21 protein-coding genes are annotated in these 26,656 nt (G+C 68.2%); 10 read left to right on the top strand and 11 right to left on the bottom strand.

Features of this window, described 5'->3' with window-relative positions; genetic code table 11:
* Positions 1-53: 53 nt before the first annotated feature.
* Positions 54-911, top strand: coding sequence for a class I SAM-dependent methyltransferase (locus tag Q368_RS0100575; RefSeq protein ID WP_029456788.1), 858 nt, complete (start codon positions 54-56; stop codon positions 909-911).
* Here Q368_RS0100575 and Q368_RS0100570 read toward each other — a convergent pair.
* Genes Q368_RS0100570 through Q368_RS0100560 form a run of 3 tightly spaced genes read right to left on the bottom strand, consistent with a single transcriptional unit; the run spans position 908 to position 4,915 of the window.
* Positions 908-1,435, bottom strand: a complete 528-nt coding sequence (locus Q368_RS0100570) for a cyclic nucleotide-binding domain-containing protein (protein ID WP_029456787.1) — start codon at positions 1,433-1,435, stop codon at positions 908-910. The genes Q368_RS0100575 and Q368_RS0100570 overlap by 4 nt on opposite strands.
* Complete coding sequence (locus Q368_RS0100565) at positions 1,398-3,941, bottom strand: ABC transporter ATP-binding protein/permease (RefSeq protein ID WP_029456786.1); 2,544 nt, start codon at positions 3,939-3,941, stop codon at positions 1,398-1,400. Before Q368_RS0100565 ends, Q368_RS0100570 begins: the two co-directional genes overlap by 38 nt.
* A gap of 38 nt (positions 3,942-3,979) precedes the next feature.
* Positions 3,980-4,915, bottom strand: a complete 936-nt coding sequence (locus Q368_RS0100560; RefSeq protein WP_029456785.1) for a chemotaxis protein CheV — start codon at positions 4,913-4,915, stop codon at positions 3,980-3,982.
* A gap of 243 nt (positions 4,916-5,158) precedes the next feature.
* Between Q368_RS0100560 and Q368_RS0100555 the strand changes: the two genes are divergently transcribed.
* Entirely contained in the window at positions 5,159-5,449 is a 291-nt protein-coding gene (locus tag Q368_RS0100555; protein ID WP_029456784.1) for a hypothetical protein, read from the top strand.
* 77 nt (positions 5,450-5,526) lie between these two features.
* Positions 5,527-6,408 carry a M23 family metallopeptidase gene (locus Q368_RS0100550; RefSeq protein WP_029456783.1) on the top strand — a complete coding sequence of 294 codons (882 nt, stop codon included), beginning with the start codon at positions 5,527-5,529 and terminating at the stop codon, positions 6,406-6,408.
* 36 nt (positions 6,409-6,444) lie between these two features.
* Here Q368_RS0100550 and Q368_RS0100545 read toward each other — a convergent pair whose 3' ends face one another.
* Positions 6,445-8,031, bottom strand: a complete 1,587-nt coding sequence (locus tag Q368_RS0100545; RefSeq protein ID WP_029456782.1) for a hypothetical protein — start codon at positions 8,029-8,031, stop codon at positions 6,445-6,447.
* 191 nt (positions 8,032-8,222) lie between these two features.
* Complete coding sequence (locus tag Q368_RS0100540; RefSeq protein ID WP_052359949.1) at positions 8,223-9,866, bottom strand: glycosyltransferase family A protein; 1,644 nt, start codon at positions 9,864-9,866, stop codon at positions 8,223-8,225.
* Positions 9,867-10,109: 243 nt separating this feature from the next.
* Here Q368_RS0100540 and Q368_RS0100535 point away from each other — a divergent pair, with 243 nt between their 5' ends.
* Positions 10,110-10,880: a LysM peptidoglycan-binding domain-containing protein gene (locus Q368_RS0100535; RefSeq protein WP_029456780.1), complete on the top strand. Its 771-nt coding sequence runs from the start codon at positions 10,110-10,112 to the stop codon at positions 10,878-10,880.
* A gap of 41 nt (positions 10,881-10,921) precedes the next feature.
* Here the strand turns inward: Q368_RS0100535 and Q368_RS0100530 are convergent, their stop codons facing one another.
* From Q368_RS0100530 to Q368_RS0100520, 3 genes are read right to left on the bottom strand one after another with little or no spacing between them, the layout of a single operon-like run.
* Positions 10,922-12,622 (bottom strand): glycosyltransferase family protein, encoded by a 1,701-nt coding sequence (locus Q368_RS0100530; protein WP_029456779.1) that lies wholly within the window; start codon positions 12,620-12,622, stop codon positions 10,922-10,924.
* Positions 12,623-12,631: 9 nt separating this feature from the next.
* Positions 12,632-16,426 (bottom strand): AsmA family protein, encoded by a 3,795-nt coding sequence (locus tag Q368_RS0100525; protein WP_029456778.1) that lies wholly within the window; start codon positions 16,424-16,426, stop codon positions 12,632-12,634.
* Positions 16,427-16,447: 21 nt separating this feature from the next.
* Positions 16,448-16,816 carry a hypothetical protein gene (locus Q368_RS0100520; RefSeq protein ID WP_029456777.1) on the bottom strand — a complete coding sequence of 123 codons (369 nt, stop codon included), beginning with the start codon at positions 16,814-16,816 and terminating at the stop codon, positions 16,448-16,450.
* Between the two features lie 129 nt (positions 16,817-16,945).
* On the opposite strand from Q368_RS0100520, the gene Q368_RS0100515 reads away from it, so the two are divergent.
* From Q368_RS0100515 to purN, 3 genes are all read left to right on the top strand, one after another.
* Positions 16,946-17,305 carry a hypothetical protein gene (locus Q368_RS0100515; RefSeq protein ID WP_029456776.1) on the top strand — a complete coding sequence of 120 codons (360 nt, stop codon included), beginning with the start codon at positions 16,946-16,948 and terminating at the stop codon, positions 17,303-17,305.
* A 214-nt stretch (positions 17,306-17,519) separates the two neighbouring features.
* Positions 17,520-19,043 carry a uroporphyrinogen-III C-methyltransferase gene (gene cobA / locus Q368_RS0100510; protein ID WP_029456775.1) on the top strand — a complete coding sequence of 508 codons (1,524 nt, stop codon included), beginning with the start codon at positions 17,520-17,522 and terminating at the stop codon, positions 19,041-19,043.
* Positions 19,040-19,750 (top strand): phosphoribosylglycinamide formyltransferase, encoded by a 711-nt coding sequence (purN, locus tag Q368_RS0100505; protein WP_029456774.1) that lies wholly within the window; start codon positions 19,040-19,042, stop codon positions 19,748-19,750. Before cobA ends, purN begins: the two co-directional genes overlap by 4 nt.
* 282 nt (positions 19,751-20,032) lie before the next feature.
* On the opposite strand, the gene Q368_RS0100500 is transcribed toward purN, so the two are convergent.
* Positions 20,033-20,329, bottom strand: a complete 297-nt coding sequence (locus tag Q368_RS0100500; protein ID WP_029456773.1) for an SH3 domain-containing protein — start codon at positions 20,327-20,329, stop codon at positions 20,033-20,035.
* A 107-nt stretch (positions 20,330-20,436) separates the two neighbouring features.
* Here Q368_RS0100500 and Q368_RS0100495 point away from each other — a divergent pair, with 107 nt between their 5' ends.
* Together Q368_RS0100495 and glgB are read left to right on the top strand one after the other, a co-directional pair.
* Positions 20,437-21,273: an MBL fold metallo-hydrolase gene (locus tag Q368_RS0100495; RefSeq protein ID WP_029456772.1), complete on the top strand. Its 837-nt coding sequence runs from the start codon at positions 20,437-20,439 to the stop codon at positions 21,271-21,273.
* A gap of 93 nt (positions 21,274-21,366) precedes the next feature.
* Positions 21,367-23,292 carry a 1,4-alpha-glucan branching protein GlgB gene (glgB, locus tag Q368_RS0100490; protein ID WP_029456771.1) on the top strand — a complete coding sequence of 642 codons (1,926 nt, stop codon included), beginning with the start codon at positions 21,367-21,369 and terminating at the stop codon, positions 23,290-23,292.
* Between the two features lie 124 nt (positions 23,293-23,416).
* On the opposite strand, the gene Q368_RS0100485 is transcribed toward glgB, so the two are convergent.
* A complete protein-coding gene (locus tag Q368_RS0100485; RefSeq protein ID WP_029456770.1) occupies positions 23,417-24,085 on the bottom strand; it encodes an HAD family hydrolase in 669 nt (222 codons plus the stop codon).
* Positions 24,086-24,202: 117 nt separating this feature from the next.
* On the opposite strand from Q368_RS0100485, the gene Q368_RS0100480 reads away from it, so the two are divergent.
* Entirely contained in the window at positions 24,203-25,399 is a 1,197-nt protein-coding gene (locus Q368_RS0100480; protein ID WP_029456769.1) for a geranylgeranyl reductase family protein, read from the top strand.
* A gap of 589 nt (positions 25,400-25,988) precedes the next feature.
* Here the strand turns inward: Q368_RS0100480 and Q368_RS24280 are convergent.
* A complete protein-coding gene (locus tag Q368_RS24280) occupies positions 25,989-26,642 on the bottom strand; it encodes a class I SAM-dependent methyltransferase (protein ID WP_029456767.1) in 654 nt (217 codons plus the stop codon).
* Between the last annotated feature and the right edge of the window lie 14 nt (positions 26,643-26,656).

The raw sequence follows: 26,656 nt of genomic DNA, 5'->3' as shown, positions 1-26,656 counted from the left end.
GAATGATTCCCCCGGACCCCCTCGAGGGGGGAAGGGCTTGAAAGGAGGCTGGGATGGAAGCGGAAGCGAAGTGCCGGGGCTGGGACGTGTTCGAGGCGGACGGCGTCTGCAGGGTTTGCGGCAAGCAGGCCGTGTTCGCGCCGATCCGGCCGGGGCACAGCCTGCGCGAGACGCGTTGCTCGGCGTGCAAGGCCAGCCGCCGCACCCGCGACCTCGCCCGGGTGATCGCCCATCTGGCCGCCGGCCGCGACTGCGCCACGCTGCCCCAGGCCCTGTCCGCCATGCAGGACTGGCGGGTGTTCGAGGCCCAGGCCGCCGGCCCGCTCCATGACGTGCTGCGTTGCCTGCCGCATTATGCCTGCTCGGAATACGTGCCGGAGCTTGCGAAGCCTGGCTCGTGCACACAGGCAGGGCTGCGCTGCGAGGATCTGGAACGCCTGAGCTTCGCCGACGCGTCCTTCGACCTCGTCGTCACCCAGGACATTTTCGAGCACATCGCCGACCCCTGGCGGGCCTTCGACGAGGTCTGGCGGGTGCTGGCCCCGGGCGGGCGCCACGTGTTCACGGTGCCCGTACACGAGGGGCACCTGACCACGCCGCGCGTGTGCTTCACGGACGGCGCGCGGGTGGATCTGCTGCCGCCGGTGCACCACGGCGACCCGGTGCGCCAGGGCGGTTCCCTCGTGGTCACGGATTTCGGTGACGACCTGTCCCAGCGCCTCACCTCGCGCGGCCAACCGACCCATGTCGCGACCCACGTGGCCTTTTACAAGCCCTCGGAGATGCCGGGCATCATCGACGGCGACATGCATGCCCTGTACGATGCCGCCTGGAAGGCCGGCGAGAAAGCGGGCTTTTTGCGGTATAATTCCGTGGTGTTCGTGACGGAGAAGGCCGCGCGCGAAGGCTAGAACAGGCTCAGGCCCATTTCCCCGGTCGTGGCGCATTCCTCGGCGTGGGCGGCGAGGAACGCCTCTTCCCAGCGGAAGACGTGCCCGACCACGTTGCCGAGGATTTTCGGCCAGATGTCCGGGAAGCGCTCGGCCGTTTTCTGGAACTTCTCCTTGGTCAGCACCAGACACTCCGTGTCCGTGACCGCGCGCACGGCGAAAAGCGCCTTGGCCGGGGCAAGCAGCCCCAGCCCGCCGAAAAAATAGCCCTTGCCCCGGCGCGGCAGGCCCACGGCGCAGGCGTCCACCTGGCGCGCCATCTCCACCTCGCCCGAAAGCACGTAGAAACAGCGGTCCAGCGCCTCGCCCTGCTCGCACAGCGCCTCGCCCGCGTCGAAGCTCTCCCGGCCCGACAGGTAGGCGAGCACCTTGACCACGTCGAGCGGGACGCCGCTTAGGATCGGCAGTTCGCGCAAAATGTCCAGACAGTCGTTGAAGCCGCAGCTTTTAAGCCCTGGCTGGGGCTGATCCGTGGACAAGCTCATAGAGCATCCCCTTTTTTTCCATAAGCTCGGCATAGCCGCCGGCCTCGACGATGCGGCCGGCTTTCATCACGGCCACCTTGTCGTAGTTCGTGATGGTGTCCAGGCGGTGGACCACGGCGATGACCGTGGAACTGCCCCGCCACTTGTTTTCGAGCAGGTTCTGGATGCGCGTCTGGGAGGCGTTGTCGAGCGCCGCCGTGGCCTCGTCCAGGATGAGGATGGGCGGCTCCTTGAGAAACGCCCGGGCCAGCGCCACCTTCTGCCGCTGCCCGCCCGAGAGCCGGTCGCCGCTCGATCCTACCTGGAAGTCCAGGCCGATCTCCAGGATGCGCTCCAGCATGTCCTCTTCGATCAGCAGGCTGACGATGGTCTTCTGGATCTGGTCGAGCACCTTGGGGCTCGTGGTCCGCACGCGCCCGAACAGGATGTTGTCCATGACGGTCATGGGGTAGAGGTAGTCCTCGCGCCGGAAAAACGTCACCGCGCCCGGCATGTCCGTGGCCACGCGGTCCGCGAACATGGCCCGGCCCGAAAGCAGCAGCCCCTCCAGGATGGGCGAGAGGGTCACGATGGAGTGGATGCCGGGCGTGAAGCGCAGCGCCAGCGTCAAAAGCAGCCGCTCGTCGTCCGGCGAGAGCTTGTGCAGCCGCACCCGGCCGAGCCGGAAGGCCAGATCACGGTAGGTTTCGAACTCGTCGGCCAGGATCGGCGTCTGCTCGAAGAAGGTCGCGTCCGGGGAGGGCACGTCCTTCAAGATGTCCACCGTGCGGGTGGTCAGTTCCGCGCCGGTCTGCTTGAGCAGCATCTTGAGCCCGGCCTCGTGGAGGAAATTGATGAAGAACGCGTTGCCCGTGAGCTTGTCCGGTTCGAATTCGGGCCGGCGCGGCGTGCCGAAAATCAGGTTCTCGGCCACGGAACTGTAGTAGAGGTAGCGGGTGGGGTCGAAAAACTCCACCGTGCCGGCCAGGGATTCGCCGTGCCCGGCATGGTAGGCCTCGCGCACCCGCACCACCTTCTTGACCAGGTGCTCCTTCTTGCCCTCCTTGAAGACCGAATTGAGGGCGAAACGCAGGATGTCGGCGAAAAGCCCCACCTGCTGCACCACGGCGATGATCTCGTCGAGCGACGGCAGCCCCTGCTCGCCGCTGACGCCGTGCGCCTCGCGCCGGGCGTTGATCGAATAGAGCAGGTTGTCCTTGATGGAGCCCTCGAAGATGAAGGGGTGCTGGGAGACCACGCCGATGTTGTCCGCGATGTCGGACTTGGGCATGGCGTCGATGTCCTGGCCCGACAGCTTGGCCGTGCCCGCGGTGTGCTTGAGGATCTGGCACAGGCACAGGGCCAGCGTGGACTTGCCCGAGCCGGAAAAGCCGACCAGGGCCACCAGTTCGCCGGGCGCGATGTCCAGGGACACGCCCTTGAGCAGCTGGATGCCGCCCGGCACCTCGAGGACGAGGTCCTTGGCCGAGACCGCCCCGTCCAGGGCCACGGGCGGACGGGGCTCTTCGGGTTCGGCCAGGAATTCCGCGTCGCCCTGGAAATACTCCATGATGCGGCCGTAGCTCACCGAGGCGTCCTGGTAGGTCTGGTAGAAGTCCATGAGCTCCTTCCAGGGGTCGTAGAGCTTTTCGTTGGCCGAAAGGAAGGCGACCAGCGCGCCGAGATCGAAGCGGCCGTTTATCGCCAGGTAGCCGCCGACCAGGAAGAGCACGAACGGCCCGAGGTTCTGGAAGAAGTTGTTGGAGACCTTGATGGTGAATTTGTAGAGGTTCCAGACCACGCGCACCCGGAACAGCTTCTCGGCCCAGGCGCCGAAGCGCTTGTTTTCCAGGCGGAAGCTGGCGTTGGCGTGGATTTCGTGGATGCCGGAGATGGTTTCGCCAATGAGCGTCGAGAGCTTGCGCCCGGTGTCCACGCGCTCCTTGTTGGCGGCGTTGGCCCGGCGTTGCAGGGCCGGGATCACCAGGATGGCGATGGGATAGAGCGCCATGCTGATGATGGCCATCAGCGGGTTGAGGTAGAAGAGGTAGCCGGCGAAGGCCAGCAGCGTGAGCAGGTTGGTCACGGGCACGGCGACGGCCTGGCCCACGAATTCGCCGGTGTTGGCCACCTCGGAGATCAGCGAGGAGACGACCATGCCGGGCGAGGCCTTGCGGAAAAAGGACATGGGGAGCGTGAGGATGTGGGCGTAGAGCTTTTTGCGCAGGTCGGTCAGGGACTGCTGGCCGATGTAGTTCTGCAGCGCGTTTATCGCGAGCTTGAGCCCCGAGGCGGCGACCACGCAAGCCAGGTAGTAGCCGCAGTACATGAGCAGCAGATCCAGGCGCTTGAGGCCGATGGCCTGGTTGATGATCTTTTTTTGCATCTCGAGCGGCAGCACGCGCACGGCCACCGTGACGACGATGATGGCCAGAAGAATGCCCTGGAGCTTCAAATTGCTGGTCCACACCCAGGAAAAAAGGGAGCGTTTGTAAAGAACATCCGGGATGTCGGGTCGCAGCTTCATGGGCAAAATCCGCCTTCTCGGTGGAAGATTTCGGGCGCCTAGGCGTCCTTGGGCGCGCTTGCGTCCTCGCCGCGCCGCCCCCGGGAGGCGATCAGCGACAGGGCGAGGCTGGCCAGGTTGGCGAACTGGGGCTTCGAGATCTGTCCGTCCGCGCCGACGGAAAGTCCCCTGTGGCGCAGTTCGTCGGTGACCAGGGAGGAGAACAGCACCACGGGCGTGGCGGCCAGCCGTGGGTCTTCCTTGATTTTTTTCGTCAGGGTGTAGCCGTCCATGAGCGGCATTTCGATGTCTGAGACCACGATGTCCGGCGGCTTCCGCCCGGGATCGCGCAGGATGTCGCACGCCTGCTGGCCGTTGCCGGCGAGCGTCACCTCGAAATTGGCTTCCTCCAGGCGGTCGCGCACCATCTGGCGCATGATGCCGGAGTCCTCGACGACCAGCGCCCGCAGCCGCCGCGCGGACGGCGCGGGCATGGGCTCTTCCTCGGCCAGCGCGCCGTCGAGCTCCATGATGATTTTTTCCAGGTCCAGCAGCTGGATGAAGCGGTCCTCCAGGTGCAAAAGCCCGGTGATGCAGTTGCCCGCGAGCCTGGCCAGGGCCGGGTGCGGCGGCTCCACGTCGCGCCATTGGATCCGGTGGATGAGGGTCACGCCCGTGGCGAGAAAGCCGGTGGTGCGCTCGTTGAAGCGCGTGACGAGGATGACCTCGTTTTTCTGGGGCACGCGGGGCACGTTCAGCCACACGGCCAGATCGAGCACGGGCAGGACCAGACCGCGCAGGGGAATGGTGCCCATGAAGCAGGGGTGCGGCGCGCCGGGCAGGGGCGCAAGCCCCGGGCTCTCGATGACTTCGAGGACCTTGGCCACGTTGACCCCGAAGGTGGAGCGGCCGCGCACGGGGCCTTCGTCGATGTAGAATTCGATGACATCCAGTTCGTTGGTCCCGGCTTCGAGAAGGATGTCGGACTGGGGCATGGGGGCTCCCGGCGAATGCGCGGTTGATGTGAAAAGGCAGGTTGCCCGCAGACGATAAACAAGACCGCGTGTCGTGTAAATCCGATCGGCGCAAACCGCATGGCGTCGCACGCGGGCGCGGCGCGGTGGTTGACAGGCGCGACAGCCGTCCTATAGCCAAAAAAAGGACCCGTTTGGCGCAGGCCGCCAGGCGGCGGTTGCGGCGGCGGTTTGGCGTGCGGCCGTGACCGAAGGGAGGCCGACATGAAACGATTGGCTCTGTTGCTTGTCATTGCGGCGCTGTGCGCGGGGCCGCTTTCCGCACAGGCGGCGTCGTTTTCCTGGAGCACACCGTGGACCAGCGGCTCGGTGTCGGGCGACGGCTCCTCCTCGGGCTCGACCAGCGGTTCGGTGACGAGCGGGACGACCACGGTCGACTGGTCGGCGAACCTGGACGCCGGATCGAAGACGGTTTCCGCTTCGGCCACGGTCGACGGGCAGGAGTATTCCGGCAGCTTCGACTGGTCCGACCTTTTCAGCTGGCTTTTCGGGTAGTGCCCGCCCGTGCCGCATCCTTCCCGCCCTTTGCGGCGGGCCGGCGTCCGGGAGCCGCCCGGGCCGGGTCTTAACGCATGCTCGAACGCGAACTCGAAATCTACATACGCAACGGCAACGGCGTACGGCGGGTGTTCACCTACCGGCGCTGGATGTTTTTCACCATGGCCGCGGGCCTGCTCGTCCTGGCGGCCGGGGGGCTTGCGCTGTGGCCGTACGTCTCCGGCCGCCAGGCCCTGGAGTCGCGGCGCTTCGAGGCCTTGGCGCGGCTTTCCGGGCAGAAGGCGGCGGCCCTCGCCCTGCGCGACCGGGTGCGCCGGCTGGCCGAGGAGGCCGGACGCATCCGGGATTTCGACGGCAAGCTGGCCGTGATGGTGGACGCGGCGCGCGACATGGGGGGCGTGGGCGCTTTTCCCGATGCGACGCGCCTTCCGGGTGTGCCTGCGGACGGTGAGGCCGGCCGCCGGCTCGTGGATTTTCTCCAGGCCCTGGGCGGCCGCATGGCCGTGGAGGAAGTGGCGCAACTCGAACTCATGCGCCTTCTTGCCGAACGCAAGCTGGAGTTTTTGGCCAAGCCGTCCCTGTGGCCGGCGCACGGGTACATCACTTCGGGCTTCGGTCCGCGCCGGTCGCCGTTCGGCCGCGGCGGCGATTTCCACAACGGCGTGGACATCAAGGTGCCCACGGGCAGCCCGGTCTGCGCCGCCGGCGCGGGGCGTGTGACCGAGGCCGGCACGATGACGGGCTACGGGCTGCGCATCGTGGTCAGCCACGACTACGGCCTGGAAACGGTCTACGCCCACCTCCAGAAAATCGAGGTCAAACCCGGCGAGGAGGTCAAGCGCGGGCAGCGCATCGGACTTTCCGGCAATTCCGGCCGCACCACCGGCTCGCACCTCCACTACGAGGTCCGGGCGGCGGGCACGCCGGTCAACCCGCGCCAGTACATGCTCGATTAGCGCCCGCCCGCATTGCCCGGGGCGGCGGCGTCCCGCCTATTCCTCCTTGAAGTTCTTCTCGCAGGCTTCCCGACAGGCATACTGTTCTTCGTCGTGCTGGCAGATGGCCTTGCAGTAGGTAGCCTTGTAAGACGGATTTTCGTGGATGCAGCCGTACATTATGTCGTCGCAAAGCTGTTCGCAGCCTTCCTTGTCCGTCTTATAGGTGAATTGGAAGTTTTTTCGTTCCGGCATCGTGCTGCAATGGCTGCGGCAACGTTTTTGGATTTTTTCGCAAAGGGGACGTCGGGGGGATTTGGAATCCTCGAGTCCCTGCTTGAGGGCGGAGCCGATAAACGCCTTGACGTTCTTCCCCTTCTGGTTGAGTTCCTGGTTGACGATCTCCCGGTTGAGCGTCGCCTCGAACGTGATCGGGCCTGTCGGCTTGGCGTAGGTCTCCATGCCGTATTTTTCTTTGATGTAGTCCTGGAAATACTGGAACCCGGGGTCCGGTTTGCAGGTGTATTTGCTGTTGAGTTCCTTGGTGTTGGTGTCGTGAAAAAACTGTCCCTGGTATTTGACGTTTTCCTGTTGCGGCTTCGTCGCGTTGCACTGCAGGTTTGCGTACAGGACGACGACGGGGGCATGGCTGAAGCTGCCGCCGCTCAGGCCGTCGGCGATGGTGATGGACAGTGCTTCGACGGGTTTGACCGTTTTCGTGCGGATGAAGTGGGCGTATTCGTGTTCCGGCAATTCGTGGATATTCTTGTCCAGATAGGAAGGGAAGGGCAGGACGTCGAAATCAAGGGTGTCGTGCTTGGCCGTCCAGTCCGGAATGCGCTGGATGTGCCCGTTGACGTTGAAATCGTACGGGACGGTGTACAGGGCCATGAATTTATACCGTTCGCCGTTGAATATCGGTGAATTCAGGCCCTTTTTGTACCAGTCCATTCTTCCCTGGCAATAATTCGAACCGGGCGCATCGGTTTTGTTGATGCAGCCAAGAGCCTCTTTGACCGTCTGCATGGACGGGGACGTCATAACGCTGTCTATGGCGTCCGTGATTTCCTTTTTGCTCGCAGCATGGATGTCGATGGCCTTGACGTTGCCTGTCTTGTACAGCTGCGTGAAGAAGAGTTCCTGAAGCCGTCTGTCGCAATCGTATTTCGATTTCGGGAGCTTCCAGCGCTGCGTATATTGCGCGCAGACGCCCCCGCTGCCGGCTGCGGCGGATGGCGCATCGCCGGAGGATGCCTTGCCTTGCTTGGCCGTGTAGTCGAGGTTAAGGTCCTTGTTGTCGGTATAGCTGTACAGTTTGGCGATCTTGCCCTGCTCGTCAAGGACGCAGTCCCGTTGGGCGATGTATCTGGAACCGTCGCCCGTGGTGTATTCAAAGATGGCGATTCCTCGTCCCGTGGCAAATCCGGTCGCGTTGCAGGCGCCGGACCAGGATGCTTCAGACGGTCCCTTCGCATAGGGATTCCATATTTTGCATTTCTTTTCCTTGGTCAGTTGGTAGGTCCCCGCACCCTGGATCATCGTGGCCGCCATGTGGCCACAGGAGGTACACAGGAACAGGGAGAGGAGGGACACGAGAACCTGTTTTGAAAAAGTTGCCACAACGACAGCCCGCAATTTTTTCATGCCGTTTCCCGCCTCGCGTGAGAAGAGTAATGTATAAAGGGAAGAAATCGATAACAGTCGTCTTTTACCCGGTCAAGGTGCGCCGGAGTTCGCCAAAGTAGAGGTTTTGTGTAGGAAATAGGCGCATCCTGTACGGAAAACGCATCGCGAATCCGGAGCGAAACATCGGTCACGTATGGCGTCGGGCGTGGTCACCTGGTCAGGGCGGCGACCTCCCGCTGTTTTATCTCCAACTCTTCCCAGGCCGTATCCGCGTCGCGTTTGGCGGCGACCGCCATGACGTCCGCTGGGAAAAGGCCGTCGAGCTTGCACCGGGCGCCGCGCAACTGCCCCCGGGCGGCGGCGGTTTTCGCCTGGGCCGCACCGGCATGCTGGTGGTGCGCCACGGTCAGATCGCCGGCGTAGACGGCGCGGCGTCCGGCGAGATAGCCCCGAAGATCCCGGGCCAGGTCGTCGAACTGGCTGGGCGAAAAGCGCACGTCGAAAGGCGCGCCGCCGGCAAGGGCGCTGCCGCGCAGCACATGGCAGCAGCCGCATACCGACGGGCAGGGCCGCATGGTGGCAAGCAGCCCCAGGTCCGGCCCGGGGCCGTAATTGACGAGCGGCCGCACGCTGTGCGCCCCATCCGGGGGTAAAAGCCGCACGTCGGCGGCTTGCGGCACGGCCGCGGCCCCGGGCGCGGCGGCGACGATGCGCGTCCCGGCCACGTCCGCGTCCGGGGTGGCGAGCAGCGCGCCCGCAAGCCGGGTGAGCCACTGCGGCGGCAGGGACACGTCGTCGTCGACGTAGGCGGCGAGGTCGCTCGCGCCGATCCCGGACACGGCGGCCAGCCAGTTGCGCGCGGCCGGCGCGCCCACGTTGACGGGCAGGCGCACGACGTCGAAGTGCCCGGGCGCAAAGCGTTCCGCCGCCTTGCGGCACACGGCCGCGGTGTCGTCCGTGCCGCCGTTGTCGAGGACCACCACACGGGCCGGGCCGAGGCGGCTCGCCGCAAGGCTCTCGAGCGTCGCCTCGAGCAGGGGGGCGCGGTTCCACGTGTAGAGGAAGACGAACAGCCGGCCGGGCAGGATGTCGAGGTCGGCCTGCGGCAGGGGGCGCAGCAAGGCGTGCAGGCGAAGGGACAGCCCCGGGTGCCAGCGCTCGGTCCGCCACAAGGACCGCAGCACGGCCAGGGCGTCGGTAGCCCGGCCGGTTTCGGCCAGGCAATGAGCCGTGGCCAGGGCGTGAAAGCGCGGGAAAAGGGTTGTGTCCACGGCGGCCAGGGCGTCCAGGCAGGCGGCCGGGCCCTCCCAGGCCAGGGCGATTTCGGCGTGGACGCGCGGCGCGGCCGGAACCAGGGCAGGGGCATGGCCCAGGGAGTCCGCGACGGCGCGGGCAAGCGCCGGCAGGCCCCGGGCCAGGGCGAAGTCGAAGGCCTTGGCGCGCCACGCGGCGGCGGTCGCCGGGGCGGCCAGCCGTGTCGCCAGGAAACCGGCCGCCACGGCCGTGTCCGCGCCGTCGCGAAGCGCCGGCCACGAACCGGCGTCCCGGCCGGGATCGACTGTCCTGGCCAGGGCGGCGCACAACGCCCGGCGTTTGGGTGCCCCGCCCCCACGGCGGGCGGCTATAAGGGCCGAGGCGGCAAAGGCGGCGTCGAGCGGCGCGCGTTCGAAGTTCCAGGCCGCCAGGGCCGCATCCAGGCCGGCCAGCCGGGAATCGTCCGCCGCGGCCCTGGCCAGGGCCGCGGCCTGATGCCGGGCGAGCCAGCCGCCCTCGAGGCCGAAGGCCCATAGCGGCAGGACGCGGCGCAGGGCGTCATGCGGCGCGTCCCGTCTGTCGGCGTTTTCATGTTTCAAGGGCTTGTCCTCAAAAGATTAACTGTATGTTAACAAATGATAACATCATTTTAAGGATGCGCCCCAAGGCCGCTTGCGGCGTGCGGCGAGGCAGGCTGATGCGTCATTTTCCGGCCATTGCCGTGTTTCGAGGCGCGTCCTCCCGGTTTGACGAAAAGCGTGTTCCAGGGCATGTAACGCCAACCAACCTCGACCGACAATCGTTCAACCGTCTGTTCCTGCGGTTTTTTCGGAGGGATTCCGATGCCTTGGAAAATATGCCGGCTTGCGCTGGCCTTTGTATTCCTGTTTGCGGCAGCCTCGCTCGTTGCGGGCTGCGGCAAGTACGACCATCTCGAAAGGAACATGCAGTACGTCTCCGACGACCTGCTGCGCCAGGACGCCCAGGTGTCCTGGGACAGCGTCGTCAAGGCGCATGAAGCCTGGCGCGCCGCAGGCGGCGGCCGCGAACCGGACAATGCCGTCTATAATGCGTATAACGATGCGTATATGCAGTATGTTATTGTCTACAACGAACTGTCGGACCGCAGCAACGGCGGCTATTCCGCCCGGCTGCACACCCCCACCGACGAACTGCCGCCGCCGCCGCCGGGCGTTTCCCTGCCAGCCGCGAAAAAGGCCGCCCCGACGGGTGACGCCGCTCCGGCCACCGCCCCCAAGGCTCGGGAATTAAACGACGCTTCCCCGGCCGCGCCTGTCGCGCCTGCCGCGTCCAACGGTGTTCCCATGGCCGCGCCCGCCCGCAGCGCCGCCGTGGCCCCCGCCAAGGACAACCCTTTCGCCCTGCCGAAGGGCGACGCGCCCGCCGCGTCGGCGAAAAAAACCGCCCTTGCCGCTTCCGCGTCGTCAACCGCCGCGTCCGGCGACCGCTACGTGATCGCCCCGGGCGACACCCTGCGTTCCATCGCCAAGCGCCACGGCGTGAGCGAAAAAAGCCTCATGGACGCCAACGGCATCACCGATCCGGACAAGATCGCCTCGGGCAAGACGCTCACCATTCCCGCTCGCCAGTAGGCGCGTCCCGCGCATCCCCTGCTCTTCGCCAAGGCCTTCGGTTAATCGCCGAAGGCCTTTTTCATGGCGTCGGCGAGGGCCGCGAGGCGCTTGTCGTAGGTGTGCGCGGCAAGGATGCGCCGCCTGGCGGCCGCGGCGATGCGCGCGCGCGCGGCGGGGTTGGCCAGGAAATGGCGGACCATGCCCGGGATTTCGCCGGGATCGGCGTAGACCGCGGCCTCGTTCGGGACGTCGAAAAGCGCGTTGAGCTGCTCCCGCGCGTCGGTGAGGACGAAGGCTCCGGCGGCCGGAGCGTCGAAGACCCGCTGGTTGACCGCGCCCTTCATCTGCAGGCTCGTGCAATTGAGGTTCACATCGCTGCGCGGATAGAATTCGGGCAGCGCGTCGTAATAGTCGATTGCCGGCAGGTGGTTCCAGGTGCGCCCGCTCCCGGGCAGGGCATGGTCCCAGCCGGTGTCGCCGACGAGCAGCGGGGAAAATTCCAGGATGCCCGCCACGCAGGTATGACGGTAGCGCCGTGTCGCTTCCCAGGTGAGCGCCAGTTCCGCGTCGAGGCGCGCCTCGGGCGTGGACAGGGCGGCAAAGGCCGGGCCGCAGGCGGGATGGGCGGCCAGGAACGCCCGGGCGCTTTTTTCCGGGCTCGCCACGAACTGCCGCGCCGCCTCGGGCATAGCCCGGGCCAGGGCGGGGAAGGGGGTAAGCCGCGCCAGCGCTTCCCCGGCCTGGGAGACCATGGATGCGCCGACGAAGGAAGCCCGCGCCCGCCAGGGATGCGCCGCTCCCGCGTCGGCGATCGGCCGGAAATGGCCGGGGTCCGTGGCCAGGGGCAGCCAGGCGGCGTGGGCGAAGCCGGCGCGCGCAAGCTCCGGCAGGCTGTCGGCGTCGTAGGAAAAGACCATGACCCCGGGCGAAACCACGTTCGGGTAGTCGTGGAGGATGAGCCTCGGGCTGTCCACGAACCAGGAAGCCAGGGGCAGGCGCAGGTCGGCAAGAAGCGCGGTGAGGCGGCCTTCGCGGTCGAGGCCCAGGTGGTTGACCGTGAGCGCGAAATCCGGCCGAAACGCGGCCGTGGCCGCGACAATGGCCGCAACGGCGTCCTCCCGGCCCGTTTCGCCGCGGCCCGTGTCCACGACGTGGCAGGGAAAGCCCAGGCGCGTAAGCGCCGCCTCGATTTCGCGGTAAAGGAAGTAGGGCCGGCGCAGGAGCAGCACCCGGGGCGCGCGGTCGGCGAAGCGGCGGTAGGCGAGGCGTTCGCGCAGGGCCTCGTAGCCGGCGAGCCCGGCGCGTACGGCGCGGATCCAGTCCGGATCCAGGCGGGCGGCGGCCGGGTCGAGGACCACGGCGAGCCGCGTCCTGCCGAGGGCGCGGGCGGCCGCGGTGACGGCCGCGACCACGGCCTCGGGGTCCGGGGCGTCGCAAAAGCGCACGTCCGGGTTGTCCCGGTAGCGGGCGCGCACGCCAGTGACGCGGTCCACGGCGGCGAGGCGGTCGCACACGAAGAGGGGGCCGGGCCGAAGCGCCCTGGCGGCGGCGATGCCCGCGCCAAGGCCCGCGCCGAGAAAGACGGGCATGCCGCCTGCGGCAAGGGCGGACGTCGCACGCGCGGCTTCGGCCGCGGCCCCGCCCCGGCCGGCCAGGTGGCGTACGCGGCCGGCCGTTTCCAGGCGCACGTCGGCCAGGCTCCCGTCAGGGCCGTGGACGGCGGCGGCGGTGACGGGCGGCGGCGGCGGCAGGACGGGCATGGCGGGCCTTCAGCGCAGCTGCAGGATGCGGGTGACGGCCTTGCCGGGGATGCTCACGATGCCCTGGAGCACGCGATAGACCGTGTCGCCGATCAGCTTGCTGCGGTCGATGGTCAGTTTGGGGCCGTCCAGGGGGCCGATGATGGTGGCCGGCACGTCACCGCCACCGGTCAGTGCGGCATTGAGGGAGAGGTTGATGGATTCGTCGCGCAGGTCCACGAAGCCCTTGCCGGCCACGCGCATGCGCGGGCTTTCGATGAGGAAGTCGTCGCTGTGAGCCACGCCGCCCTTGGCGAACCAGGACGAGGAGAAGATGCTGAAGGGCAGGCGCTCGTAGGTGGGCTCGCCGCCGGTCTTGGAGGCGGGTTCGCGCACCTTGAGGTTGCCGCGCGTGATTTGCAGGCTGGCGTTGCCGGCGAGGTTGCCGCGCAACTCCTCCTCGTTTTCGCCGCTGGTGCGCGCGGCCACGATGAAGGTGCCCGCGCCGGAATCGAGGGTGTTGCCCTCGGCCCAGTCCCAGAGGAAGCGTGCTATTTCGATGCCTTCGAGCTTGAGCTCGATCAGCATCTTGAGCGCCGTGTCCCGGGCGTCGCCGCGAATGTCGGTGGAGAAGCGGCCGCCGTAGAAGCGCGACGATTCCTGGCGGTAGGTGAACTGGCCGCCCCTGGCGCTGGCCGTGACGGTGCTGGCGTCGAAGGTCACGTTGCCTTTCTTGAGCCAGCCGATCGAGGCCTTGGCGTCCAGGGACAGCTCGCGCAGGAAGCGCAGGTCGAGGGGCTTGCGTCGTTCGGCCAGGGGCGGCGGCCCGGAGGATGCCGGCGGCCTCGGGAAATAGGCGTCCCAGTCCAGCCGGTCCACGCGCAGTTCCCATTTGCCCCGTTTCGGGTCGAAGCCGGCCAGTTGCGCGGTGCCCGTGACCGTGACGTCGTCCACGCCGAGCTGCAACCGCTTGATGTCGCAGGCGTCGGCCGTGGCCGTGCCGGAAAGCGAAACCGAAGCCTTGGCAAGCTTGTCCGCGGCGAGCCCGGAAGGCAGGGCCACGCCCCAGTCTGCGAGCACCTTGCGCGGGGACACGGTTCCGGTTTCCAGGGAAAAGTTCGTGGGCGCGCCCGCGCCCCCCTTGCGCGAGAGCTTGAGCGTGGCCGGCAGCCCGCCGGCGTCCAGGCGCAGCTCCGAGGTCGCAAGGCCGCCCGCGCCGTCCGGCGTCGCCTGCCCCGTCAGGGTGACCTTCACGGGTCGGCCTGATTCCCCGGGCCGCAGCAGGCCCGAGCCTTCGAGCTTGACCGGGCCCGGGTCGCGCAGCTTGCCCGCCGCGTCCAGGGCCACGGGGCAGGCGGCGGTCAGGTGCGCCTCGCGCAGGCCGAAGCCCGAGCCCAGGCCGGCCACGAGGCTGGCCTCGCCCTCGAAGCCTTCCCCGGCGGCGCGGCGGCCCTTGAGCGTCAGCGTCGCCTTGGCCACGGACAGGGGATGCGCTTTGGCCCCCGCGCCCAGGGAGAGCTGGGGGGCCTCGGCTTCGATGGTGGCGGAGACGGCCCCGGGACGGCCCTTGCCCGGCGCGGCCGCGTCGAAGGCGGCCTTGGCCGCGACCGCGCCCGACGCGCCCGGGACGCCGGGCAGGCGTCTGGCGTCGGCCCCGGTCAGCTGCAGGCTGCCCGCGACGCGGCCCGACGGTTCGACGTCGAACTTGCCGGAAAGCCTGCCGCCGAAGAGTTCCCCCCCGGCGACCGCGCCTTCCAGGCCACCGCCCTGAAGGGTCAGGTCCAGGGCGAGATTGCGGGCGTCCACGCCCCGGCCGGTCAGGCGCTCGATGCGTAGCTTTCCCGCGGCGTTGGGGGCGGCCGCGCCCGGACCGGCCGCGTGCGGCGCGCCGCCAGCAAGGGCGGGCGGATGCTCCAGGTCCAGGTTGTCGAGGACGAGGTCGAAACCGAGTCCCACGGGCGCTGTGGCGTCGTAGCCGGCCTGGCCGCGCAAGGTCGCGCCGGCGAACCGCCCTTCGAGGCCCGAAAGCGTGGCCTTGGCCACCAGCCGGTTGATGCCCGGGGAGACGGCGAAGCCGCTTTTGACGTCGAGGGGGCCGGGTGGGGGGGAGAAACCGTCAAGGCCGAGTACCGCCAGCGCCCGGGCCGCGTCCGGGCTCTGGGCCATGAGGTTGCCCTTGGCTCCTTCGGCGTGCAGCCGGCCAAGGAGCCGCGCCACCGTGGGCTGGGCGATGGGACCGGCTTCCTTGGAAAAGGGTTGCACCGAGGCGCGGATGTCGATGCCGAGGCTTTCCGGCGTCGCTTCGCCGCCGGCGTCCGGCGGCAGGCCTGCGTCGAAGCGGGCGTCCACGGAAACGATGCCGCCCGGCAATGCGAAGGAGGCCGGGGCCAGGCGCAGGATGCCGTGCCGGCTCTGTGCCGTGACGTGTCCGTCGGCCACGGCGAGTCCGGCCAGGGAGCAGTTTCGTAGCGTAAGCCTGGCATCGGCGAGGCCTGCCGTGGGCCAGGGCAGGGGCCAGGGCCAGGTCGCGCGGCCGGCCGGCATGGGCAATGCGCCAAAATCCACGTCCTCGGCCCGCAGGCTGGCGTCGAGCGACGGGGGCGACGCGGCCGCGCCCGGCGTGAATTTCCCTGCGCCTTCGACGCGGCCTTTGGGCAGCGTCAGGGCGAAGTTTTCCACGGCCACCTGCCCGGCGTCGGCCGTGGCGGTCAGCGTCAGCGCGGCCCGGCCCGGGGCCGGCGCGGGGTGGGCGGCGGTAAACGCCGCGCCCTCGGGCGCGACCGGGTCCGGCTCGCGCGCCGGGTTCTGCGGCGCGGCAATGAGATTGTCCGCGGGTTCGGCCGGGGTCAGGGCCAGCAGTTCCCGCCAGGAACCGGCCATGTCCAGGTCGAGGTCCAGGGCGACGCGGGCCTTGGGGGCGGTCACGGGGGTGTCCACAAGGCCCGAGCCCGTCAGGCGCGCCCCGGGGAGCCGGGCGTCGAGGCCCGTGAGGGACAGCCGGGCCGTGGCGGGGTCGTAGGCGGCGTACACCCTGGTGACGATGCGCGTGGGCGAAGCGCCGCCGGCGACAAGGGGACGCGTGAAGACGAGGCCGGTCTCGACCAGGGTCTTTTCCAGGGTGAATGCGCCGCTTGCCGCATCCAGGGAGGCCTTGCCCCCGGCGTGGCATTCGAGAAGCCCGCCCGGCAGAAAGCCTTCGGCGCGAAAGGACAGGGAAAAGGAAAAAGGCTGGCCGTGGCCGGTCTTGAGGTTCACCTCGCGCACGGACATGGTGCGGCCGGTGGTGGCGTCGGCGTAGTCCACGGAGGCGTTTTCCAGCTGGATGTCGCGGGGTTCCGGGGCGATTTCCCAGCCCGGGGCTTCCGGGGCCTGCGTGGTTTGCGGCGCGGCGAGGTCCTGCCAGTTGCCGCGTCCCGAGGCGTCGCGGCGCAGGTGCACGGCGAGGTCGCGCACGCGCACCGAACCCGGCGAAACCACGCGCGCGGCCAGCGGCAGCATGCGGATGGTCATTTCCAGGCGGCGGGCGGAGAGCATGGGGCCGTCGCCGAAGCCCGGCCCCTCGGCGATGGACACCGGCCCCATGGCCAGGCCCAGCCAGGGCGTGAACACGACGGCCACCTCGCCCTCGATGCTCACGCGGCGGCCCAGGGCGTCGGTCAGGGCCTGCTCGGCCACCGCCTTGAGGCGCTGCGCGCCGATGACCTGCCGGGCGACGAGAGGCAGCGCGAACGCCAACAGCGCGCCGCAGATGGCGACGAGGGCGATCAGGCGCGGCAGGCGGCGGAATTTTCCCGCTCCGTGTTGCGGCGGCACTGTACTCGGCATGGCTGGCCCCGGGGGGCGACCCTAGAGGCTGACGCTAAAACCCGTGCGGCCGGGCAGGCCCCGTTGGGCTTCCACGATGCAGCGCCGGCCGTTCTTGGTCAAAAGCAGGTACGAGGCCGCCTCGCTCACGTCGTCCACTTCCACTTTCCAGCCCCGGGCGGTCATGTCCGTTTTATAGAAGGCGCTGATGGCCGCCGGCGGCTCGCCGGTCTCGAAAATCACCACCGTGGCCTTGGGAAAGCGAAAAACCTTCTTGAACTCCGCACCCGGAAAAATGCCCGCGCGATCGGCCAGCACGGCGCGGAAGTCCTCCTGGGCCAGGGCGGGAGCGCCCAGGACGCAGCAGGCAAGCAACAGGGGAAACAAACGCGCGCAAAAACGCGAGGTCACGGCGGCCCTCCTGGCAAACCGCCCCGTTGTGCTACGTTCCCGTGCCGAAGTCAAAGCCGCGGAGCGTGCCGGACGGGGTTGCCGTTTTGGGGATTCCATGTAATTTCCCGAAAAAATGTTGGAGCCTCCATGCGAAAGTCCACGCTTGCTTCCCTGCTCCTCGGCGCCGCGCTCCTTGCCGCGGGTTTCGGCTGCACCAGGGCCACCGGCGGATCCGAAGCCCGCTACCTGACGCTTTTCTCCAGAGTCTGGCAGCGCTGCCACGACCTCGCCCTCTACGAAGCGAAAGTCGAATCCGTGACCCCCCTGCCGGACGGCAACAAGCGCGTGGTCGTCTCCTACCTCTTCGACAACGGCATGGTGCCGGACCAGGGCCGCGCCGCCATGCTGGTGTCCTCCACCGGGCATCTGGCCAGCGACTGCGTCATCGACCTCATCGCCAACCTGTGCCTGTGCGGCGCGCAAAAGGACTGGCACGACGGCCCCTAGCCCGCGCGCGCCGTCCCCCGCGTTCGGGGCGTAGCGCCCTCCCCGGGCCGCGTCGGCCCACCGGCCGCCGGGAGGCCCGCCCATCGCTGGGCCGGCACGGCCTGTCGTCGCGCCGGCCCCTTGCGTCCGCCGCGACGGCCCCCTTGAAAGACGGGCCGTTCCCCGCTATGTCGCGGCTTTCACGGCTTCGTCACTTCAGCCAAAGGCGACCTGCATGTCCAAAGTCTATCTCCTCGGGGCCGGTCCCGGCGACCCGGGTTTGCTCACCCTGCGCGCGAAAGACATCCTCTCCCGCGCCGACGTCGTGGTCTATGACTACCTGGCCAACAAGGCCTTTCTCGATTTCGCCCGCCCCGACGCGGAAATCTACTACGTCGGCAAGAAGGGCGGCGACCACACCCTGCCCCAGGACAAGATCAACGACCTGCTCGTGGCCATGGCCGCCTCGGGCAAGACCGTGGCCCGGCTCAAGGGCGGCGACCCCTTCGTGTTCGGGCGCGGCGGCGAGGAAGCCGAAGAGCTCGTGGCCGCCGGCTGCCCCTTCGAGGTCGTGCCTGGCGTCACCTCGGCCGTGGCCGCCCCGGCCTACGCCGGCATCCCCATCACCCACCGCTCGTTTTGTTCCTCCGTGTCCTTCATCACCGGCCACGAGGACCCGACCAAGTCCGAAAGCTCGCTCAACTGGAAGGCCTTCGCCACCTCCGGCTCCACGCTGGTCTTCTTCATGGGCGTCAAAAACCTCCCGCACATCACGGAAAACCTCATGGCCGCCGGCATGCCCGGCGACACCCCGGCGGCGCTCGTGCGCTGGGGCACGACCTGCCGCCACAAAAGCCTCGTCGCGACCGTCGCCACCATGCCCGAAGAAGCGGCCAAACACGGCTTCACTCCGCCGTCGCTGTTCGTGGTCGGCGGCGTGGTCTCGCTCCACGACACGCTCTCCTGGTACGAAAAGCGCCCGCTGCTCGGCAAAGGCGTGGTCGTGACGCGCAGCCGCGAACAGGCCAGCGACCTCGTGCGGCTGCTCGCCGAACAGGGCGCCTGCTGCTACGAATTCCCGGCCATCGAAATCGAACCGCTGCTCGATCCCGCTCCGGTGCACGAGGCCATCGGCAAGCTCTACGACTACGACTGGGTGATCTTCACCTCGGTCAACGGCGTCAAATGCTTCTTCGCCGAGCTCGACGCCCTGCGCCTGGACGCCCGGGCCTTCGCCGGCATCCAGGTGGCGGCCATCGGCCCGGCCACGGCCGAGGCGCTGGCCGCGCGCGGCATCCGGCCCGATTTCCTGCCCGAACGCTTCGTGGCCGAATCCGTGGTCGAAGGGCTGCTCGCACGCGGCGTAAGCGGGGCCAAGGTGCTCATCCCTCGCGCCCGCGAGGCCCGGGAAGTGCTCCCGGAAAAGCTCGCCGCCGCCGGGGCCGACGTCGCCGTGCTGCCGGTCTACGACACCCGGCCCGCCGACCAGGACCCGGCCGAAATCGTCGAAGCCGTCAAATCCGGTGAGATCCGCTACGTCACCTTCACCAGCTCCTCCACCGTGACCAACTTCTTCGCGCGCATCTCCCCGGACCTGCTCAGGGAATACAAGGTCAAAACCGCCTGCATCGGCCCCATCACGGCCAAGACCCTCGGCGAATACGGCCTCGTGCCCGATGTCGTGGCCGACTCCTACACCGTGCCGGCCCTGGCCGAAGCCGTCATCGCCGACGCCGTGGCGGGCGGGGACGCAACGTGACCCTGCCCGTCGCCGTCCTCGTCTCGGGGACGGGCTCGAACCTGCAAGCCATCATCGCGCAGATCGATGCGGGCCGTATCGACGCCCGCATCGCCACCGTCATCTCCAACAAGGCCGATGCCCCGGCGCTCGAGCGGGCGAAACGCCACGGCATCCCCACGCGCGCGTTGCCCCACGGCGACTTCCCCGACCGCGCCGCCTTCGACGCGGCCCTGCTCGCCGCCATCCGCGACAGCGGCGCGCAGGCCGTGGTCCTCGCCGGCTTCATGCGCCTGCTCGCCCCGGAATGCATCGCCGCCTTCCGCAACCGCATCCTCAACATCCACCCCGCGCTCCTGCCGAGCTTCCCCGGCATCCGCGGCCAGGCCGACGCGGCCGCCTACGGCGTGACCATCGCCGGCGCGACCGTCCACTTCGTGGATGAAAAGATGGACAACGGCCCCATCATCATCCAGGCCGCCGTGCCGGCCACGCCCGACGACGACGCCCAAAGCCTCGCCGCGCGCATCCTCGCCATGGAACACCGCATCTACCCGCAAGCCCTGGCCTGGCTCGCCGCCGGCCGGCTGCGCGTGGAAGGGCGCAAGGTCCGCCTGCTGCCGGCAGAGGGGAACGTGATGGAAACGAGTATGGGAGCGGGAACGGGAGAACGCGTGGAGGGCGCTGGGCCGTGGCTGGTCAATCCGCCGCTCGAAGCCGGGTTTTGACAAAAGCGGGAGAGGGAGAGAAAAGGAGAAGAGGGAAGATGCCTCCGGCGGCCCGGAGGGGGTGCCCCCCTCTGGACCTCCTCGATAGGGGGTGCGGGGAGAGGGGAGCCGGGGGGAGATGCGGCCGTTCGCGGGAATGCGTCGGCGAGGCCGGAATTTTCCCGGCGCACCGCTCGCCGACCGTCTCGCCACCCGCCCCCGCTCCCCCGTCCAGGGGGTCCGGGGGGGATGATCCCCCCCGGCCGCCGGAGGCATCTTCTCTTCTCTCTTTTCTTTTCCCGACTAAGGCATGCGCAGATAGCGGGCGTCCATCCAGCCGGGCACGCCGGAGTCGGACACGACGATGCGGGCCCAGCCGTTCTGGTATTCGTAGACCCGCAGCGCCTGGCCGCGGTAGACGACGGTGCGCACTTCGCAGTTGGGCGAGGGGCAGGCGCGCACGTTGACCGAATCCGCACCCACGACGCGGACGTATCCGGCCGGCGGCGGCGGTGTGAGGTCGATGGACACGCTGCAACCGACGACCAGCGTCGCGAGCAGCAACAACAGACCGAGTGCGTGGGCAATGGACTTTTTCATGGCTTCCCCCTGGCGCGACAGGAAATAGTACATTTTTCCTGCCTGAATCGTCACGCTTTGTCCAGGATTTCCTTGACTTTTTTCCTTTGTATGACCACAGGGTGACAATGCGCCTGACCGTATTGGTGGACAACAACACCCTGACCGACCGCTACCTGCTGGGCGAGGCGGGACTCTCCTTTTTGCTGCGCGACGGCGGCAGCCGGGTGCTGTTCGACTGCGGTTTTTCCGATGTGGTCTGCGCCAACGCGGCCCGGATGGGCATCGATCTCGGCGCGGTGGATGTCGTGGCGCTTTCGCACGGCCATCTGGACCATACCTGGGGCCTGGCGCATCTGGTCACGCATTTCACGGTGCACGCCCTGGAGGGCCGCACGCCCGGCCGGCCGCTTCTGGTGGCGCATCCCGAGGCGTTCGCGCCCCGCCGCCTGAACGGCATGAACATCGGCTCCATGGTGTCCGAGGCGACGCTTGGCGACCATTTCACGTTCCGGCTGACGCGCGAGCCGCTGCGGCTCACGGACTGGCTGTTTTTTCTGGGGGAGATTCCGCGGCAGTTCCCCTTCGAGGCCACGCCCCCCATGGGTGTGCGCCTGACGCCGGCCGGGGCCGTGCCGGACACGCTGCCCGACGACACCGCGCTGGCCTATCTGGGCGAGGACGGGCTGGTCATCGTCACGGGCTGTTCCCATGCCGGCATCTGCAACATCGTGGCCCATGCCCGCGAGGTCACGGGCGAGTCCCGGGTGGCGGCCATCGTGGGCGGCCTGCATCTTCTCGACGCTTCCGAGGACCGGATCCTGGCCGTGACCGACTGGCTGGCCGACGCCGGGGTTTCGGCCCTGTACCCCTGCCACTGCACGGGGTTTGCCGCCACGATGGCCCTTGCGGCGCGGCTTCCGGTGCACGAGGTCGGCGTGGGGCTTTCGCTTTCCTTCGACTGATCCGCTGTTTGCCCGCACAGCCTCTTTTGATTACAAGAGATTCCCAAAAGCCGCCCGCCGGCGGCATCCGTTTTCATGGAGGAGCGCGCAATCATGTGGGACGCCAAGTCTCCCCGCCACGACGTGTCGCGGCTCACCGAGCACGATGTCTATCTTTTCAAGCAGGGCAACCATTTCGACCTGCCCGACAAGCTCGGCTCCCGGGCCATGACCGTGGAGGACGAACCCGGCGTGCATTTCGCGGTCTGGGCGCCCAACGCCAAGGCCGTCTCCGTGGTCGGCGACTTCAACGGCTGGGATCCCGGCCGCCATCCCCTGGCCGTGCGCCAGGACGCCTCGGGCATCTACGAATGCTTCGTGCCGGGGCTCGGCAACGGCGCGCACTACAAGTACCACATCCAATCGGCCGTGGGCGATTACCGGGCGGACAAGGGCGATCCCTACGCGTTCTACTGGGAGACCTCGCCGAGCACGGCCTCCATTGTCTGGGATCTCGGCTACGACTGGAACGACGCCGCTTGGATGGCCTCGCGCCACGAGAAAAACGGCTTTTCCGCGCCGGTTTCCATCTACGAGGTGCATTTCGGCTCGTTCAAGCGCGTGCACGAGGACCGCTACCGCTCCCTGTCCTATGTGGAGATGGCCGACCACCTGACCGAGCACGTGCTGCGTTCCGGGTTTTCCCATGTGGAATTCCTGCCCATCATGGAGCATCCCTTTTTCGGCTCCTGGGGCTACCAGACGCTCGGGTATTTCGCGCCGACGAGCCGCTTCGGCACGCCGCAGCAGTTCATGGCGCTCATCGACCGCCTGCACCAGAACGGCATCGGCGTGGTCCTCGACTGGGTGCCGTCCCATTTTCCCACGGACGGGCATGGCCTGTCCTTTTTCGACGGCACGCACCTCTACGAGCACGCCGATCCCAAGCGCGGCTACCATCCGGACTGGAACTGCTACATTTTCAACACCGGCCGCTACGAAGTGCGCGCGTTCCTCATCTCGAGCGCGCTTTTTTGGCTCTCGCGCTACCACGTGGACGCCTTGCGCGTGGACGCCGTGGCCTCCATGCTCTACCTCGACTATTCCCGGCGCGAGGGGGAGTGGATTCCCAACGCCCACGGCGGCCGCGAGAACATTGACAGCATCGAGTTCCTGCGCCGCCTCAACGAAATGGTCTACACCCGGTTTCCCGGAGCCGAGACCATGGCCGAGGAATCGACGTCCTGGCCCATGGTGTCGCGGCCGCCCTATCTCGGGGGCCTGGGGTTCGGCATGAAGTGGAACATGGGCTGGATGCACGACACGCTGCGCTACTTCGCCCGCGACCCCATTTTCCGCAAATACCATCACGGCGAGCTGACGTTCAGCATCTGGTACGCGTTTTCGGAAAACTTCGTGCTGGCGCTGTCCCACGACGAGGTGGTCTACGGCAAGGGCAGCCTGCTCGGGAAAATGCCGGGCGACGACTGGCGGCGGTTCGCCAATCTGCGCCTGCTCTACGGCTACATGTTCGGCCATCCCGGCAAGAAGCTCTTGTTCATGGGCGGCGAGTTCGGCCAGTGGCAGGAGTGGAACCACGACGCCGAGCCGCAGTGGGAACTGCTCGAATCCCCGCCGCACCAGGGCGTGTTGCAGTGGGTGGCGGACCTCAACCACCTCTACCGCGCGCAGACGGCCCTGCACGAGCGCGATTTCAAGGCCGAGGGTTTCGAATGGATCGACTACCGCGACGCCGAGGCAAGCGTGCTGGCTTTCCTGCGCCGCGGCAAGCGGCATGACGACGTGGTGCTCGTGGCGCTCAATTTCACGCCCGTACCCCGCGAGGGCTACCGCATCGGCGTGCCCATCCCCGGCCTGTGGACGGAACTTTTAAACAGCGACGCCAAGGCCTATGGCGGCTCCGGGCTCGGCAACGCCGGCGCGGTCATGGCCGAGGAGATCGAGAGCTTCGACCATCCCTTCTCCCTCAGTCTGACCCTGCCGCCGCTGGCGGCCGTATTCATGCGGCCGGCGCGGTAAGTGAGGGCGAGGAGAAGAGAAGAATGCCTCCGGCGGCCAGGAGGGGGTCACTTCCTCCTGGACCTCCCGAAAGGGGGGCGGGGCACGGTACGAGGTTTGGTGTGGCGGGGCGGGGTTCCGGAGGTCAGTGGGCGAGCATTTCCACGAGCGCGCCGACGTCCGGAGCCAGGTAGTCCGGGCTGTGGCGGGCGAGTTCGGCGAGCGGCGTGCGGCCGCTGGCCACGCCGGCCGTGCGCGTGCCGGCGGCGCGGCCCGTGGCGATGTCCATGGGATGGTCGCCGACCATGAGCGCGCGCGCGGGGTCCGCGCCAAGCGCCGCCAGGGCGTCCAGGAGATGTCCCGGGTCCGGCTTGACGCGCCGGGCGTCGTCGCGGGCGAGCAGCACCCCGGCATAGGCGGCAAGGTCGGGAAAGACCGTGAGCACCGCCGCGCGGCAGTTGCGGGTGATGACGCCGACCTTGGTCCCGGCGTCGGTCAGACGGGTGAGCGCGGCCTTCGTGGCGGGAAAAAGTCTGGCCCCGGCGGCCGAGGCGACTTCCTGGTCCCGGATGCCCCGGGCCACGGCTGCCTCGAACGCTTCCGCCTGCGCGGGCGAAACCTCGCGAATCCGCGCGGCGAGCCTTGCGGCGTATTCCAGGGCGGGAAGGCCGTCGGCCGGCGGCGGATCAGGCAGGCGGACGGCGGCTTCGCGGGCCACCATTTCCTTCATGACCTTGAAATCGATGACGAGTTCGGCAAGAGTGCCGTCGAAGTCGAACACGACGGCGTTGAAAGGCAGGCGGAAATGCGTCACGCCAAAACCCCCGGTCGCGCATTGCCCCTCGGGCGCGCTGCGGTTATGCTCGGGCACCGTTAGCCGGTGGAGCCGTCCTTGGCAACCCGGCACAAACCTTTTGCCGCACCGATTCCCATGACCGCAACCCACGACGTCGTCATCGTCGGCGCGGGCCCGTCCGGGTCCACCGCCGCCCAGGTCCTGGCCCAGAAGGGCTTTTCCGTCTGCGTGCTGGACAAGGCCGCTTTCCCCCGCGACAAGCTGTGCGCGGGGCTGCTCACCTGGAAGGCCGTGGACGTGCTCGAGCGCGTCTTCGCCGAAACGGCCGAAGGGCTTCTCGCCACGGGTGTGTTCAATACGGCCGCGCGCGGCTACTGCATCCGCTTCCGCGAGCGCGTCATCGCCGCCGGCGAGATGTTCTACCCCTTCCACTTGACCGCGCGCCGGGTCTTCGACAAGCACCTGCTCGACCGCGCCGTCCGCGCCGGGGCGGACGTGCGCCTGGAGTCGCGCGTCGTGTCCGTGGACCCGGCAAACGCCGCCGTGCGCCTGGACGACGGCCGGGAACTGCGCGGCCGCTACTTGATCGGAGCCGACGGCGTGGGGAGCGTGGTGCGCGCGGCCTGCCCCATCGACCGCGCCGCCTGGAAGGCGGGGCTCGGCGGGGCCATGGAATTCTACCTGCCGCGCACGGACCCGCTCCTTTCCGGGCGCGTCCACGAGGACCTGCACGCGCCGCATCCCACGGTCTACGCCGGGTTCCTGCGCGCGGGCTACGGCTGGGTGTTTCCGCACAAGGACTGTCTCGCCATCGGCATCGGCGGCCACAGCTCCCGCCACGCCAAGGAGTTTCGCCCGAAATTCCGCGAATTCGTCGAGTTCCTGGGCCTTCCCGGCGAACTTGCCGAGAAGTCGAAGGGGCACGGCCTGCCCTACGGCAACTACCTGGACGCGCCCTGGCACGGCCGGACCATGCTCGTTGGCGACGCGGCCGGGCTCGTGGAAACGCTTTTCGGCGAAGGCATCTACTACGCCTTGCGCAGCGGCGAGATGGCCGGCGAGGCGGCCGTCGCGGCCCTGTCGCGCGGCGCGGACCCGTTCGCCGTCTACGGCAAGGGGCTCAGGCGCGACATCCTGCCGGAGCTCGTCTGGTCGCGCAAACTGCGGCGCGTGCTCTACGCCAGCCAGTCCTGGGGCTTTTTGCCGCTTCTGTGCTTCGTGCGCGGCGGCGGCAGGCTGCTTGGCGAGATGGTCCACGGCGTGCGTTCCTACCGCTTGCTGCTGCGCCGTGCGGCCGGCCCCCGGCCAAACGGCGGGACCGCCGGGGCGTAGGCCGCCATGCGCCGCCTCGTCCTCGCGCTTGTCCTGTGCGTCGTGGCGGCGGCGCTTGCGGGCTGCGCCGGCGCGCAGAAAAAGAAGGCCGCCGGTCCCAAATCCTCGGGCTTTTCTTCGGCCGACGCGAAAAACGTCCACGATTTCATGGTGAAATACCCGGGCGTGGTCATGAGCGGCGACGTGAAGGCCAATCTGCGCCTCTACGCCGACGGGGCGAAGATCGTGCCCTTTCTGAGCAACATCGTGCGACCCGTGCGCGCGAGCGAACTGCCCGAGCGCCTGCCCGGCCTCCTGGCCGCCGAGCGCGAGGCCAAGCTCCGCATCGCCTTTGTCGAGCCCATGCAGGTCGAAGCCAAGGGGGAAAACGCCTCGGTGCGCGTGGTCGCGAAACTCGCCTGGCAGGAGCGCGGCAAGCCGCACCAGGCCGTCATGAACTGCTACTACGGCCTTGTACGCGACGAAAACCGGCTGTGGAAGATCAAGGAAGCCCACGCCGAGCCAGTGACGTCGGGCTTTTCCCTGCCGCCCAAGGGACAGCCCAAAAAGCCTTTGCCCAAGCGCGAGCCCCGGCACGACAAGCTGATCATCAAGGGCGAGCCGGAGCGCAAGCCGGAGCGACAGCCGGCTCCGCCGGAGCAACAACCAGCGCCGCCCGCCCCCCAAGACACGGATACCGCGCCGCCACAGGACGTCCCGCAGCCTGAAAAAGGCCCGCAACCCCTTTTCTAGCCAGGAAGTCCCTGTAGTTGCGGTAGTGCTCGCGCCCGGCCAGCCGTTCGGCCAGGGCCACGAGCAGGCCCATGGGCGAGGCGGGCAGCCCGGCAAGGTAGTCCACGACCAGGATGTGGCCGCCCGGCCGCGTCACGCGAAACATTTCGGCCAGCATGGCGCGCCGGTCGTCCGGGGCGTTTTCGTGCAGGGCGAAGGTCGCCACTGTCGCGTCGCAGGCCCCGTCGGGCAGGGCCAGACGCCGGGCGTCCATGCGTGCGAAAACCTGTTTCCCCGGGCAAAGGGTCCGCGCCCGGGCGAGCATGGCCGGACTGCCGTCGATGCCGACGGGGCGTAAGCCGGCGCGGCGCAATTGCGCGACGAGCCGCCCCGTGCCGCAGCAGACGTCGCACACGCGCCGCGCGCCGAGCCGGCCCAGCGTCCCGGCGACCAGCCGGCGCACGGGATCGAGAAAAAGCGCGGTGGCCGGGTCGTAAAGCCCGGCCACCCCCGCATACGCATCCCCGCTCATCGTCTCATGCCCAC

This window comes from Solidesulfovibrio alcoholivorans DSM 5433 (genome assembly GCF_000702665.1).
In the GTDB taxonomy this organism is placed as follows: Bacteria; Desulfobacterota; Desulfovibrionia; order Desulfovibrionales; family Desulfovibrionaceae; genus Solidesulfovibrio; species Solidesulfovibrio alcoholivorans.
This window is presented reverse-complemented; position numbering and strand designations above follow the sequence as displayed.